Annotated in this window: 10 protein-coding genes and 1 pseudogene; 2 read left to right on the top strand and 9 right to left on the bottom strand. The window is 65.2% G+C overall.

Features of this window, described 5'->3' with window-relative positions; translation table 11 throughout:
- Positions 1 to 41 precede the first annotated feature (41 nt).
- The 5 genes and pseudogenes from folC to ABQZ09_RS00275 all read right to left on the bottom strand — a co-directional run bounded on the left by folC (position 42) and on the right by ABQZ09_RS00275 (position 5,274).
- Positions 42 to 1,310: a bifunctional tetrahydrofolate synthase/dihydrofolate synthase gene (folC, locus tag ABQZ09_RS00295; RefSeq protein ID WP_184552639.1), complete on the bottom strand. Its 1,269-nt coding sequence runs from the start codon at positions 1,308 to 1,310 to the stop codon at positions 42 to 44.
- 149 nt (positions 1,311 to 1,459) lie between these two features.
- Positions 1,460 to 1,741 carry a hypothetical protein gene (locus ABQZ09_RS00290; RefSeq protein WP_349775818.1) on the bottom strand — a complete coding sequence of 94 codons (282 nt, stop codon included), beginning with the start codon at positions 1,739 to 1,741 and terminating at the stop codon, positions 1,460 to 1,462.
- Positions 1,742 to 2,052: 311 nt separating this feature from the next.
- On the bottom strand, positions 2,053 to 2,697 hold the full coding sequence (locus ABQZ09_RS00285; RefSeq protein ID WP_039412210.1) for a histidine phosphatase family protein: 645 nt from the start codon (positions 2,695 to 2,697) through the stop codon (positions 2,053 to 2,055).
- A 53-nt stretch (positions 2,698 to 2,750) separates the two neighbouring features.
- Positions 2,751 to 3,163: pseudogene (locus ABQZ09_RS00280) on the bottom strand (S46 family peptidase); the annotation flags it as partial.
- A 29-nt stretch (positions 3,164 to 3,192) separates the two neighbouring features.
- The gene (locus ABQZ09_RS00275) at positions 3,193 to 5,274 is read right to left on the bottom strand and encodes a phosphocholine-specific phospholipase C (RefSeq protein WP_349775817.1); all 2,082 of its coding nucleotides are present in this window, start codon (positions 5,272 to 5,274) and stop codon (positions 3,193 to 3,195) included.
- 103 nt (positions 5,275 to 5,377) lie between these two features.
- On the opposite strand from ABQZ09_RS00275, the gene ABQZ09_RS00270 reads away from it, so the two are divergent.
- Entirely contained in the window at positions 5,378 to 7,789 is a 2,412-nt protein-coding gene (locus tag ABQZ09_RS00270; RefSeq protein WP_349775816.1) for a TonB-dependent receptor, read from the top strand.
- Between the two features lie 570 nt (positions 7,790 to 8,359).
- Positions 8,360 to 9,394, top strand: coding sequence for an L-threonine 3-dehydrogenase (tdh, locus tag ABQZ09_RS00265; RefSeq protein WP_179455019.1), 1,035 nt, complete (start codon positions 8,360 to 8,362; stop codon positions 9,392 to 9,394).
- Positions 9,395 to 10,121: 727 nt separating this feature from the next.
- On the opposite strand, the gene ABQZ09_RS00260 is transcribed toward tdh, so the two are convergent.
- The 4 genes from ABQZ09_RS00260 to cysT all read right to left on the bottom strand — a co-directional run bounded on the left by ABQZ09_RS00260 (position 10,122) and on the right by cysT (position 13,995).
- The gene (locus tag ABQZ09_RS00260) at positions 10,122 to 10,838 is read right to left on the bottom strand and encodes a TorF family putative porin (protein ID WP_349775815.1); all 717 of its coding nucleotides are present in this window, start codon (positions 10,836 to 10,838) and stop codon (positions 10,122 to 10,124) included.
- Positions 10,839 to 11,145: 307 nt separating this feature from the next.
- On the bottom strand, positions 11,146 to 12,177 hold the full coding sequence (locus ABQZ09_RS00255) for a sulfate/molybdate ABC transporter ATP-binding protein (RefSeq protein WP_349775814.1): 1,032 nt from the start codon (positions 12,175 to 12,177) through the stop codon (positions 11,146 to 11,148).
- 7 nt (positions 12,178 to 12,184) lie between these two features.
- Positions 12,185 to 13,138, bottom strand: coding sequence for a sulfate ABC transporter permease subunit CysW (cysW, locus tag ABQZ09_RS00250; protein WP_047695388.1), 954 nt, complete (start codon positions 13,136 to 13,138; stop codon positions 12,185 to 12,187).
- Positions 13,135 to 13,995 carry a sulfate ABC transporter permease subunit CysT gene (gene cysT / locus ABQZ09_RS00245; RefSeq protein WP_184552648.1) on the bottom strand — a complete coding sequence of 287 codons (861 nt, stop codon included), beginning with the start codon at positions 13,993 to 13,995 and terminating at the stop codon, positions 13,135 to 13,137. The genes cysW and cysT overlap by 4 nt, the downstream gene beginning before the upstream one ends.

Genomic DNA, 13,995 nt, shown 5'->3' with positions numbered 1-13,995 from the left:
GGTGCCGCGGCGATTATAAGGCCGGCGCCACCCCGCCGACCCTAGTGGGCTGAACGAAGTGCGGTTAGCGCGTCGGCAACGGTAAGAAAGGAGCCAAAGACCAATACACGGTCGCCGGGCCGGGCGGCGGCCAGCACCGCGCGTAGCGCATGCGCAACATCGGCATGACACGCCGCCTGGGCCGCGGCCGTGCCCTGCAGACGCTGCTGCAGGGCCTGAGCCGATTGGGCGCGGGCACCTTGCAGTCCCGCCAGCGTCCAGCGATCCACCTGCCCCGCCACTGCCTCCACTACGCCCACCGCATCCTTGTCCGCCAGCCCGGCATAGACGGCATGGGTGACGCCGGCGATCGGCTGCGCAGCCAGTGCCTGACCCAGCGCGCGTGCAGCCTGCGGGTTGTGCCCCACATCCAGCAGCACCTCCACGCCGGCGACGTCCATGCGCTGCAGGCGCCCCACCACCTGCGCATCGGTCATGCCCTGCGCCCAGGCCGCTGCGGGCACCTCCACCGGCAGCACCTGCAGCGCCGCGATGGCGGCCGCGGCATTGGCCAGCTGCACCGGCGCCAGCAGGGCCGGCATCGGCAGCTCCAGGGTCACGGCCACATCGCGCCAACGCCATTGCCGGGCGTCGATCGGCTCGAAGAAGTAATCGCTGCCGGCGCGGATGGCGTTGGCACCCAGTTGGTAAGCGCGCCGCAGCACGCTGGAAGGCGGGTCGATTTCGCCCAGCACCACCGGTTTCCAGGCGCGGATGATGCCGGCCTTCTCGGTGCCGATCGCTTCGCGATCCTCGCCCAGCCAGTCGGTGTGGTCGATATCCACGGTGGTGATCACCGCCACGTCCGAATCGACGATGTTGACCGCATCCAGGCGCCCACCCAGGCCGATTTCCAGCACCGCCAACTCCAGCGCGGACTGCTGAAACAGCCACAGCGCGGCGAGCGTGCCGTATTCGAAATAGGTTAGCGTGGTATCACCGCGCACCGCCTCGACCGCAGCAAACGCTTCGACCAGCTGCGCGTCGCTGGCCTCATTGCCGTCGATGCGCACGCGTTCGTTGTAGCGCAGCAGATGCGGCGAGGTGTAGGCGCCGACCTTCCAGCCGGCCGCGCGCCCGATCGCCTCGATGAAGGCAACCGTCGAGCCCTTGCCGTTGGTACCGCCCACGACAATGACGTGCCTGGCGGGCGCTTCGATCTGCAGGCGCGCCGCAACCTCGCGCACGCGCTCCAGGCCCATGTCGATGGCGCTGGGATGCTGCTGCTCGATGTAGGCGAGCCAGTCGGAGAGAGAGTCGGTGGCGTTCATGGCAAGGGTTGCACGGAAGAGGCTCACATTATCGCCGTTTGTACTTGTGCAACGCACACCGCAGGGCTGCTCAAGACATCGCGATTGCTTCGTCAAACGAAGTGACACGAGATCGACCAGCACATTGGCGAACGCCGCCACGCACACAGTCAAGCGTCTTCAGCGACCACCGCAATACGCATGCCCAGCGCAGACCGTTGACCACGCAACCGCACCGGCATCTGCTGCTCCGGATGACGTCGGTACAGTGCTTCGTCGATGCACAGATGGCCTGGAAACCGATGCGCGAGCGGCCCGCCACTCAACCGGTATTTGCAGGTCCGCGCAGTGCGCACATAGGCGGTCTGCATGACATGCACTTCTTCAAACTCAACACCGGCGATGCGCGTGTAGACCCAAGGCCCACCTCTGGCCAGCACCAGCCAACACAAAAAACCCAGTACGGCGGCGCGAGACAGACCACCAAATTGTAGTGACCACGTGCTTGCCGATGACCGCCTTCCATCCACCGCCGCGGTACGCCTGCACGACAACAAACGCCGTCAATCCAGCACCCAGCAGCCACATCGGTGCGACCCAGCGTTGTCCGGATAGAAACGGTGCGGGAATGAAATCGGAAAACGCCCCGAGCACCAACAACGATCGCACTCGCAAACAGCGTGTAACGAACGGCGTTCGGCCGGCTGCGGATTGCGACGGTGTGACGCGTCATTGCGTGCCCTGGCGCCTTGCCTAGGTCGTCTTACAACGCCCGATGCTTGGCCTCGCCGAAAAACGGCGTGTGGTGGGCGCAGTCGTTCAAACGGACCACTTCGAGATGATCGACGTCGTCGCCTTCGAGCAGGTTGAGCGTGGTGGGCGCCTGGCGGAAGCTCCACAGCTTGGACAGCGGCAGGCCGAGGATCTTGCACAGGATCACGCGATTGACCGCATCGTGCGCAACCACCAGCAAGGTGTCGTCGGCACCCAGCCCATCGGCGGCACGCGCCAGGCCGCGCCAGCTGCGGTCCAGCACCTGACGCAACGATTCGCCGCCCGGCATCAGCACGGTGTCCGGCTCTTCGCGCCAGGCGCGCAGGCGGGCGGGATCCTTGTCGTTGATCTCGCTGGCCAGCAGGCCTTCCCACTCGCCATGGGCGATTTCCTGCAGGTCGGCATCGGTCTGCAGCAGGCTTTCGCGCGATGCACCCAACGCAGCCTTGGCGGTAGCCTGCGCGCGCGACAGCGGCGAGGCCACTGCGCGGTCGATCTGCAGCGTGTGCAGCCGTTCGCCCAGCGCACGTGCCTGCCCTTCGCCCACCGGCGACAGCGGGATATCGATCTGGCCCTGGTAACGGCCTTCGGCGTTCCACGGCGTCTCGCCGTGACGAGCAAGCAGGATGCGCATGCGCTGAGAGTTCCTTGGGGAGGGGCGGCTCGCTGCGGCGAAACCGGACCGCATCATAACCGCTCCCCGCCCCCTGCCCGGCCGACCCAGCGCACACCCGGCGCCTTCGGTACCTGCAATGCGGGCGCCACCGCGGTCATGATCCAGCGCAGATCGCTTTGTGCAGCGGTCGAGCGGGTCATCGCCGGGTCGGAGGTCCAGTCGCTGCTGACCGACTCCCGTTGCCGTCGAACCCCAGACCGACCAACTGCCCTGCGCATCCATTACCGGCACGCCGGCGTTGCCGCCACTGATGTCCATCTCCGACACGAAGTTGACCGGCACCGAGCCCAGGCGCGTGTCTTCGAACCGGCAGCGCTTGGCCCTGATCGCCGTCAGCGACGGCTTGGGCGCGTCGAGCGGGGCGGCGCCAGGTGCCTTTGGCGGCCAAACCACCCCGCGTGGTGAACGGCGTGCACGCCACGCCCGCGGATGCACGCAGCGGCAGGCCTCCGCTCAGGCGCGTCCCAATGCCGGATCGCTGCGACTGGGCCGGCCGGTTTCCAGATGCCCTGCCAGCCGGCGGCGAAATGCCGCACCCGGTTGCTCCACCACCACGTCGTACCAGTGATCGCTTGCCGCCAGCGCCAGATGGATGGTCTGGCGCTGGCCACCGGCCAGCTGCAGCGAGCGTGGACGGGGGTCGCCGTGGTCCAGCGCGCGCAGTTGCAGCGTGCAGGCCTGTTGCCCGGCATTGCCGATCTCCAGCACCAGCGCATCGCCCTCCTGCCGCGCTTCCAGCCACGGCGCTGCCTGCTGCGCCGATGCGGGCCGCGCAACGCCGGCAAACTCGCGCAGGAATCCATTGGGCCCGTGCACGCGCAAGGCATACGCGCCATCGGGTGCAGCGCCCACCGGCACGTCGTCGAGCTGCGTGCCCGGCAACACGGTGTAATACCAGGGCCCGCCGCTGGCGGCGCCACTGTAGACATTGAAGGCCGCCGCCGCGGTGCCGGTGTTGACGAACTGTAGCTGCAGCGCTTCGCCCGCGTGTTCGCGCGCATGCACCTGCAGGGCGTAGGGCAACGCGCGTGCCGGACGTTGCCCCGGCTCCTGGCGCGGCATGCGCGCCGTGGCCGGTGGCGCCGGCAGCGGCTTGTTGCGGACCGCAGCCATGCGCGCACGGTAGTCGTCGATGGAGGGCAAGGCGCTCAGCGCCGAATCGTCCGGCTTGCGGAAGTCGAACACGCTGGTGAGATCGCCGCTGACCGCACGACGCCATGGGCTGATATTCGGCTCGGCCACACCGAAGCGACGCTCCAGCAGGCGCAGCACCGAGGTGTGGTCGAACACCTGCGAATTGACCCAGCCGCCCCGCGTCCAAGGCGAGATCACCAACATCGGCACGCGGATGCCCAGGCCGACCGGCACACCGTTGTACGACTCGCCGCGCACATCGACATTGCTGCGCCCCATGCGTGCGTCCAGCGCCGGCAGCGGTGCCGGCACATGATCGAAGAAGCCATCGTTCTCGTCGTAGTTGATGATCAATGCAGTCTTGGCCCAGACCTCCGGATTGGAGGTCAGCGCATCGATCAAACGCGCCACCAGCGATTCGCCATAGGCCGGCGGTGCTTCGGGATGTTCGCAATACGCGGTGGGCGGAATGATCCACGACACCTGCGGCAGGCGATTGGCCTGCACATCGTCTGCAACGGCCGCAATCAGGTGATCGGCCTGGGTGTGTGCTGCGTTTTCTGCGGTGGACCCAGGCACGCAGGCACGTGCGCGCCGATAGCGCTCGTCGGCGCGATCGAGCCCCCGGTAGTGCGCAAAATACGCCAGCGAGTTGCAGCCGAAGTTGTCGTATTCCTGATACACGCGCCAATCGATGCCGGCGGCCTGCAACCGCTGCGCATAGGTGGTCCAGCCCATCGCCGCGTAACCGGGTTTGTCGCGCGCCATGTCGGCGGTCCAGTTGCCATCGTCGGCGTTGTCGGCCACTTGTGCGCGCAGGTCGCCCACGCTCAGGCCGCTGGTGCCGGTGAACAGGTACATGCGGTTGGGATTGGTCGGCCCGTGCATCGAGCAGAAATAGCCATCGCAGATGGTAAAGGCGTCGGCGAGCGCGTGGTAGTACGGGATGTCCTGACGCTGGAAATAGCCCATCGTCAGCTCGCCCTTGTACGGCACCCAGGCGTCGTATTCGGCCCAGCGTGCCGGGTCCTGTCCGTGGCCGGCTTTCCAGGAGTGGTCCAGGCTCTTGATCAGCGGCGCGCAGGTGGTTTGCGAATCGAACGCGAACGGCAACAGGCGCCGTCCATCGGCCGCAGGCTGGCTCCAGACCGGGTTGCCGTCGCGCAGTTGCAACGCATGCGGGTCGCCGAATCCGCGCACGCCGCGCAGTGCGCCGAAATAATGATCGAACGAGCGATTTTCCTGCATCAGGATCACCACATGCTCGATGTCGCGCAACGTGCCGGTGCGCGAATTGGCCGGCAGCGCCAGCGCGCGCCCGATCGACGAAGGCAGCGCCCCGGCCGCAGTGAGTGCAGCAACCCGCTTGAGGAAATCGCGGCGCGAAGCAGATGACGTCATGACCAAAATCCTAACGAAGCCCGTGCAATGCAGCACGCGATGCGGCTGCAGAACACGTGTATAGCGGGCGAGCACGACAGTTTTGCGACAGCCACCGTCATCAATGTTTCATGAGCCGTTGACACCCTGCGTCGCGAAACGCCGGTGTTGCACCGCGCGTCCGCCCTCAGCCGTGCTCGAACAGGATTCCCCCATGACTTCCGCTCGTCGTTTTGATGTCACTCCGCTGGCGCTCGCCCTGGCCGCGCTGCTTCCCGTCATGGCGCAGGCCGCCGACCCGGTGACCAGCGTGGCCGACGCACCGGCAACACCGGCCGATGCCACAGGCAATGCAACGCAGCTGGACGCCATCAACGTGGTCTCGCAGGGCAGCACGCGGCAGGTGCAGCGCATCAGCCGCCAGGACATCGAACAACTCACACCGGGCAGCAGCGCCTTCAAGGCCGTCGAAAAACTGCCCGGCGTGCAGTTCCAGTCCGCCGACCCGTTCGGCACCTACGAGTGGTCCACGCAGGTCACCCTGCACGGCTTCGATCAGAGCCGTCTGGGCTACACGCTCGACGGCATCCCGCTGGGCAACATGAGTTACGGCGTCACCAACGGCCTGCACATCACCCGCGCCATCATTTCGGAAAACCTTGGCTCGGTGGAAATCGCGCAAGGCGCCGGCGCGCTCGGCACCGCCTCCAATACCAATCTCGGCGGCACCATGCAGTTCTATTCGGCCGATCCGCAGACCACGCCCGGCGCGCGGTTGGTGCAGACGATGGGCAGCGATGCGACGCGCCGCACCTTCGTGCGCGCCGACACCGGCGACCGCAACGGCTTGTCGGCGTACCTGTCCTACGCCAATGCCAGCACCGACAAGTGGAAGGGCTTCGGCGACCAGACCTCCGAACAGGCCAACCTCAAGACCGTGTACCAGTGGGGCGACGGCAACCGCCTGAGCCTGTTCGTGGATACCTCGCGGCGCAAGGAATACGACTACATGGATCTGTCGTTGACCAGCCAGCGCGCACTGGGCTGGGACTACGACTATCTGCAGCCGGACTGGGCCACCGCCGTGCAGATGGCGCGTGCGTATCAAAACACCGGCGCCACCAGCGGCGTGGCCAACGGTTACCCGCAATCGCTGGCCGGGCTGCCGAGCGATTACAGCTGGCTCGATGCCAGCTACTACGCCGGCGGCGGCCTGCGTCGCGACAATCTTGCCGGCCTGTCCGGCACCTTCGTGTTCGGTGGCGCAACGCTCGATGCCACCGGCTACTACCACGCCAATCGTGGCGAAGGGCAATGGGTGACGCCGTACGTGGCCACCTCGGCGCAGGTTCCGGTGTCGATGCGTACCACCGATTATGGCCTGGACCGTTTTGGCGGCACCAGCGCCTTGAAGTGGTCGTGGGGCAATCACGATCTGGAAGTCGGTGCATGGGCGGAAAACGCGCGCACCACGCAGGGCCGCAATTACTTCGCGCTCGGCAACGAGGGCTATACCTCGCTGTACAACGTCCTTGAGGCACAGACCCCGTTCCGCCGCGATTTCCAACAACGCTACACCACCCAGACCCGCATGCTGTACCTGCAGGACACCGTGCGCCTGCTCGATGACCGGCTGACGCTGAACTACGGCGCAAAGGCGCTGGACACCACCACACGCGCGCAATCGCTGGTGCCGACCACCGCACTGGCGCAGGGCCGCATCCGTGCCGAAGACAACTTCCTGCCGCAGGTGGGCGTGAACTACAAACTCGACGAGCGCCAGGACATCTACGCGTCCTACAGCAAGAACATCGCCGCCTTCGGTTTCACTCCGTTCGCCACCTCGCAGGCCGCCTTCGACCGCAGCCGCTCCACGTTGGAGCCGGAAGAATCGCAAACCGTGCAGATGGGTTACCGCCTGCAGGACGAGCAGTTCCAGCTTTCGGCCGATGCCTACTTCACCAAGTTCTCCAACCGCCTGTTGACCACCTCGCCGTGCACCGCGGTGCAGACCTGCGCCTCGATCCTGAGCAATGTCGGTGCGGTACACAGCACCGGTGCGGATCTGGCCCTGATGTGGCGCCCGGTCGAAGGCCTGAGCTGGTTGAACTCGCTGTCTTGGAACCGCTCGCGCTATCAGGACGATTACCTCAACAACGGCGTGGTCGCCACCTCCGGCAAGGACGTGGTCGGCATTCCGGCGCTGATGTTCTCCTCCAGCGCCAGCTACCAGCTCGGCAACCTGCGCCTGGACCTGGACGGCAAGTATGTCGACAAGCGCTACATCACCTTCCTCAACGACTCACAGGTGCCGTCGTACTGGCTGTTCAATGCCGGCGCACGCTACGACTTCGGCCGCGTCGGCCCGGTCGAGAATGTCGCGCTCGCCCTCAACATCACCAACCTCACCGACAAGCGCTACTTCGCCAGCACCGGCACCAACGGCTACGTCGCCTCCGATCCGGACGGCTACAACCAGACCATGGTGGTGGGTGCGCCACGGCAGTACTTCATGAGCCTGGATGTGAAGTTTTAAGTAGCGCTGCAGCGCCTGAAAGCGCCCTCATCCGGCGCTACGCGCCACCTTCTCCCGCGCGCGGGAGAAGGCCGGCCGGCGGCGTCTTGACGCCTCAAGCCGGTCCGCAGCGCCTGTTCCCCATAGCTTCGCGCTTGCTCGACTTATCGTATCTCGCCTCACCTGCTTTCTGTCTTCCTTGCCGTTCTCGGCCTCATCTACTTTTTGCCTTCTCCGCTTTTCCTTTGCCTCCCCCAAGCGTGGCCGGTCTTGCACAGCGGCCTCCCTCCTTATCGACGTCCCTGCTTGCCGACTTCCCTGTCGCTGGACTTCCTTGTACCTCGACTTCCTTGTACCTCGACTTCTCTGTCGCTCGACTTCCCTGCCCTTCCCCCGCCTGCGGGGGAAGGTGCCCGAAGGGCGGATGGGGGCAACCGCCTGGCAACAGACGCATCCTGTCTGCCCCCCACTCATAACCACCACCACCCGACCCGGACTGCGCCGGGACCATTGCTCCTGCACCGCCACATGCATCCGCCTGGCCCCCGCATATAATCAGCGGCTTATCTTTCACTCAGCAGGCCCCGCCAGATGGCGCAGACGATGAAGGCGCTGGTCAAGCGCGAAGCAAACAAAGGCATCTGGCTGGAACAGGTTCCCGTGCCGACGCCAGGCCCCAACGAGGTATTAATCAAGCTGGAAAAGACCGCCATTTGCGGTACCGATCTGCATATCTACCTGTGGGACGAGTGGAGCCAGCGCACCATCACCCCCGGCCTGACCATCGGCCATGAGTTCGTCGGCCGCGTGGCCGAGCTCGGTTCGGCGGTCACCGGTTACCAGGTGGGCCAGCGCGTCTCGGCCGAAGGCCACATCGTCTGCGGTCACTGCCGCAACTGCCGCGGCGGGCGCCCGCACCTGTGCCCGAACACGGTCGGCATCGGCGTCAACGTCAACGGCGCCTTCGCCGAATACATGGTGATGCCCGCGTCCAACCTGTGGCCGATTCCGGACCAGATCCCGTCCGAGCTGGCCGCGTTCTTCGACCCCTACGGCAATGCCGCGCATTGCGCGCTGGAATTCGATGTCATCGGCGAAGACGTGCTGATCACCGGCGCCGGCCCGATCGGCATCATTGCCGCCGGCATCTGCAAGCACATCGGTGCGCGCAACGTGGTGGTCACCGACGTCAACGATTTCCGCCTCAAGCTGGCCGCCGACATGGGCGCCACGCGCGTGGTCAACGTCTCCAAGACCTCGCTCAAGGACGTCATGGCCGACCTGCACATGGAAGGCTTCGACGTGGGCCTGGAAATGAGCGGCAACCCGCGCGCGTTCAACGACATGCTCGACTGCATGTATCACGGCGGCAAGATCGCCATGCTCGGCATCATGCCGCGCGGCGCCGGTTGCGACTGGGACAAGATCATCTTCAAGGGTCTCACCGTGCAGGGCATCTACGGCCGCAAGATGTACGAGACCTGGTACAAGATGACGCAGCTGGTGCTGTCGGGTTTCCCGCTGCACAAGGTGCTGACCCATCAGTTGCCGATCGACGATTTCCAGAAAGGCTTCGACCTGATGGAAGAAGGCAAGGCCGGCAAGGTTGTGTTGAGCTGGAATTGATTGGCTAATGGTGCAGATACGCAAAAGGCGCCGCGAGGCGCCTTTTGTATTTCGGTCTTCAGAAGTGCTTGAAAACGCAGCGAGTGGTCCTTGGGTGCAGGCGAGCGCTTCAAGACACGCGACGTCGGCGAGGCAGACAAAGCTCAGTCGGTCGAGTGCGCGGTGCCCTCACCGCCCGCGGGACACGCCGTTAACCCGTCCATAGCGGCTCGCTGGCGGCATCCATGCCGCCAGCGGCGAGGACACCGCACCAGACAGTTGGCTGGTTACTTTATTGAAAAACGAAACAGCGCGTCAGACGGCTTGGTTGCTCGATTGAATAACGAAACACCGCTGCCGCCACTTTGCTGGTGGCTTCATTGAAGAACGAAACCCGCATCAGATGATTTACTGGTGCTTGTTGAAAAACTCTGCGCAACGACCATCTCCACTGGTCCTTGCCCGCCCACCGTCGCGGGACCCTTGGCGGCATGGATGCCGCCAAGGAGCTACATGGACGTACTTGCAGCGTGTCCCGCGATGGTGGGCGGGCAAGGGCCCTGCAGCCAAGACACAGATCAACCGCTCTACAAGCAATCGATCCGCACGATGCAATCACGCCAAAACAAAACAAGCAAGATTAAAGCAAAGCGTCGTTTAAACAGGCGGCGAAGAATCCACGCGGCCGCTCTTGCCGCCTATCCCCTTCGCAGCCGACGCGTCAGAGCCGCTGCTTAGTCCATCGCCATCACGGCCAAGTGACTGTCGCCGTCGCCACCAGATGGTTCTGCGAATTCTGCCGGCCAAAACCGAATTCGGCCGCTTCGCTGGTGTCGTAATAGCCCACGGTCAGGCCCAGCGGGCCGAAGGTCTTGCCCACGTTGACGCCGAAATCGTTGTAGTCGTGGTCCACCTTGCTGAGTGCGGCGGTGTAGATGCTGTGCCCGGCATGGGCGCCAATGGTGAAGTTGTGCGGCAATGCCCAATTGGCATCCAGCGCGTAGTAGTAGCCGTCCGTGTCGGTGCCGTACAGATCGTTGGTGTAGGCAAGGGTCAGGCTGTAGGTTTTCAGGAATGTGGTCTTGGTGATCAGCTCGGCGTAGTTGGACGCGCCCGCGCCCAGGTACTGATAGCGGTTCACCATCACATCCAGGTTGAAGTTGGCGCTCAGGTCGGTGTTGTAGCCGACGAAGCCGTCCACCTCCCAATTCGGATCACCCGCGCCGTAGTCGACATTCGAACCCCAGGTGCCGACGTAAAAGCCATACGGCAACTTGTAGGTCAGCCCGGCCTGGAACGCCGGGTCTTCGTTGGTCTGCGAGATACCGCGGAACAGGTAGTCGCTGGTCACCGCAAAGGTCCCGCTGAGTGGCGAGGCAGGCGCGTCTTCCTCCTGTGCCTGTGCCAGCGGCGCGACAGACAACAACAGCAACGACAGACAACAGGCGAGCGGGGTCTGCTTCATGGGGCATCTCCTGGAGCGATGGGCGGGCGGATGGCGCGAAGCGAGCTGCACTGACTTCTTAGTCGAACTGTCATTGCAGCGCAACATGAACGTTGCGCTCGCTGGATCCAGCGCACATCCTGCACAAGCCGATGACGCCGATCAGGCCTCCGTCTCATCGACCAGCAGAGCCGAATCTTGATGGGACGGGAGTGGAGATTGGGATTCGGGATTGGCCACAGCGAAGCGAATCCCTGCCCTGCCCCAATCCCCTATCACCAATCCCCTATGACCCATCCCGATTCCCGGCTGGTACCAGCCGGCTAGGTCAGGCCGGAAACACGCCGTAGTGGCGCGCGGCCAGGCGTAGTTGCTGCCCTGGCTGAAAACTTCCGGCCGACGCCGGCAGTTCCACTTCCACCTCGTTGCCTGCCGGCTCCAGCGTCGCGCGCAGGCGCAGACGCGCGCCGCTGCGCTGCGACCAGGCCACCGTGGCCGGCCAGCCCGCCTCGTCGGGGACCAGGTCTTCCGGACGCACGTAGACCTCGACCGGACCTGCGGCCAGGGCCGCATTGGCCGCGGGCAGCGCATGCCCGGCCACCTGGATCCGCCCCTGCGCCAGCACCCCGGGAATGCGGTTCACCGCCCCCACAAACGAATACACAAACGGCGAGGCCGGCTTGTCGTAGATCATCGCCGGCGTGTCGAGCTGCTCGATGCGGCCGCGGTTGAGGATGGCCACGCGGTCGGCCAGTTCCAGCGCCTCTTCCTGATCGTGGGTCACGAACACCGTGGTCAGGCCGGTGCGCTCGTGCAGCTCCCGCAGCCAGCGCCGCAGGTCGCGACGCACCTGCGCATCCAGCGCACCGAACGGCTCGTCCAGCAGCAGCACGCGCGGCTCGATCGCCAGCGCGCGCGCCAATGCCACGCGCTGCCGTTGGCCGCCGGAGAGCTGGGTGGGATAGCGCTGCTCCAGGCCCTGCAACTGCACCAGCGCCAACAGCTCTTCCACGCGTGCACGGATGCGCGCTTCGGCCCAGCGCTCGTTGGCACGCCGCACGCGCAGCCCGAAGGCGATGTTCTCGAACACGTCCATATGCTTGAACAGCGCATAGTGCTGGAACACGAAGCCGACCCGGCGCGATTGCACGCTCATGCGGGTGGCGTCCTCGTCGCCGAACAGCACCTGCCCGCCATCGGCATGCTCCAGCCCGGCCATGATCCGCAGCAAGGTGGTCTTGCCCGAACCTGAGGGACCGAGCAGGGCCAGCAACTCGCCCTGGCGCACGTCCAGGGTGATGTCGTCCAGCGCGGTGAAGGTGTCGAACTGCTTGCGCAGGCGGTGGATGCGGATGCCCATGGTCACCTCAGTGGCGGTGGTTGGCGGCCAGCGCATCGCCGTGCCGCCATTCCAGATATGTCTTCAATGCCAGCGTCAGCAGCGCGGTCAAGGCCAGCAGCGAGGCGCAGGCAAATGCGGCGCTATAGGCGTATTCGTTATAGAGAATTTCCACGTGCAGCGGCAGCGTGTTGGTGCGCCCGCGAATATGCCCGGACACCACCGATACCGCACCGAACTCGCCCATCGCGCGCGCCGCGCACAACAGCACGCCGTACAGCAGCCCCCAGCGGATATTGGGCAGGGTCACCCGCCAGAACATCTGCCAGCCGCTCGCGCCCAGGCTCAGCGCAGCCAGCTCTTCATCGCTGCCCTGCTGCTCCATCAGCGGCATCAGCTCGCGCGCGATGAATGGGAAAGTGACAAACGTCGTTGCCAGCACGATGCCCGGCAACGCGAATACGATCCGCGGCAGCTGGATCACAAATTCGCCCAGCGCCGGCAGCTGCACCCGCCACCCTTCGTCGATCAGCGGCCAGGCCCAGCCACTGCGCCCGAAGATCAGCACGAAGATCAGGCCTGCCACCACCGGCGACACCGAGAACGGCAGGTCGATCAGGCTGACCAGCAGGCGTTTGCCCCGGAACTGATGCTTGCTGATGGCCCATGCCGCAGCGACGCCAAAGACCAGGTTCAGCGGCAACACGATCGCAGTCACCATCAGCGTCAGCTTGATCGCCGACAACGCATCCGGGTCGACCACTGCGCGCAGGAAAGTATCCCAGCCGCCACGCAACGCCTCGGCGAACACCAGCACCAGCGGCAGCAGCAGGAAGGCCAGCAGGAAGGCCAACGCGCCCAGGATCATCAACCACTGCACCCAGCGCGGCTCGTTGGTGGCCGAGTCGGTGATACGGCGCGCCTGCTCGGTCATCGTGCGTGTCTGCAACAGGGAGGGCAACGATGAAACAGCATCGCTCATGCGGGCCTCCGTTGATAGCGCAGCAGGCGTGCCTGCAACGTATTGACCAGCAGCAGGATCACGAACGACAGCAGCAACATGGCCGCCGCAATCGCGGTGGCGCCGGCGTAGTCGAATTCTTCCAGCCGGATGGTGATCAGCAGCGGCGCGATCTCGGTGGAATTGGGCAGGTTGCCGGCAATGAAGATCACCGAGCCGTACTCACCCACCCCGCGCGCAAACGCCAGCGCAAAGCCGGTCAGCACCGCAGGCCACAGCCCCGGCAGCACCACCCGCCACACCGTTTGCCAGCGCGAGGCACCCAACGTGGCGGCGGCCGCTTCCAGCTCCCGCTCGCTTTCGGCCAGCACCGGCTGCACCACCCGCACCACGAACGGCAGGCCCACGAACACCAGCGCCAGCACGATGCCCAGCTGGGTGTACGCCACCTTGATGCCGATCGCCTCCAGCCAACGCCCGACCCAGCCGTTGCCGCCATACAACGCGGTCAACGCAATACCGGCCACTGCTGTAGGCAACGCGAACGGCAGATCGATCACCGCATCGAACAAGCGCTTGCCCGGAAAGCTGTAGCGCACGAACACCCAGGCCACCCAGGTGCCCATCACCGCATTGAAGGCACCGGCCGCAAACGCAGTGCCGAAGCTCACCTGCAACGCCGACAGCACGCGCGGCTCGCTCCAGACCTTCCACAGCCCCTCCCAGCCCAGCCCGCTAGTCTTGATGAAAATCCCCAGCAGCGGGATCAGCACGATCAGGCCCAGCCAGGTCAGGGTGATGCCCAGACTCAAGCCCAACCCCGGCATCACGCGCCGGCGCGATGGCGACACCGGGCCGGATGCAACCGATGTCCGCAT

It is taken from the genome of Xanthomonas sp. WHRI 6106, assembly GCF_040202405.1.
Taxonomy (GTDB): domain Bacteria; phylum Pseudomonadota; class Gammaproteobacteria; order Xanthomonadales; family Xanthomonadaceae; genus Xanthomonas; species Xanthomonas cannabis.
The sequence above is the reverse complement of the archived record's forward strand: the minus strand, read 5'-3'. Positions and strand labels throughout refer to the sequence as shown.

What these genes read in the sequence shown, in the direction of transcription:
- cysT (WP_184552648.1), bottom strand. Translation starts at nt 13,995, where the DNA reads ATGCGGACATCGGTTGCATCCGGCCCGGTGTCGCCATCGCGCCGGCGC.
- ABQZ09_RS00255 (WP_349775814.1), bottom strand. Translation starts at nt 12,177, where the DNA reads ATGGGCATCCGCATCCACCGCCTGCGCAAGCAGTTCGACACCTTCACC.
- ABQZ09_RS00270 (WP_349775816.1), top strand. Translation starts at nt 5,378, where the DNA reads ATGTTTCATGAGCCGTTGACACCCTGCGTCGCGAAACGCCGGTGTTGC.
- ABQZ09_RS00285 (WP_039412210.1), bottom strand. Translation starts at nt 2,697, where the DNA reads ATGCGCATCCTGCTTGCTCGTCACGGCGAGACGCCGTGGAACGCCGAA.
- folC (WP_184552639.1), bottom strand. Translation starts at nt 1,310, where the DNA reads ATGAACGCCACCGACTCTCTCTCCGACTGGCTCGCCTACATCGAGCAG.
- ABQZ09_RS00275 (WP_349775817.1), bottom strand. Translation starts at nt 5,274, where the DNA reads ATGACGTCATCTGCTTCGCGCCGCGATTTCCTCAAGCGGGTTGCTGCA.
- ABQZ09_RS00260 (WP_349775815.1), bottom strand. Translation starts at nt 10,838, where the DNA reads ATGAAGCAGACCCCGCTCGCCTGTTGTCTGTCGTTGCTGTTGTTGTCT.
- cysW (WP_047695388.1), bottom strand. Translation starts at nt 13,138, where the DNA reads ATGAGCGATGCTGTTTCATCGTTGCCCTCCCTGTTGCAGACACGCACG.
- tdh (WP_179455019.1), top strand. Translation starts at nt 8,360, where the DNA reads ATGGCGCAGACGATGAAGGCGCTGGTCAAGCGCGAAGCAAACAAAGGC.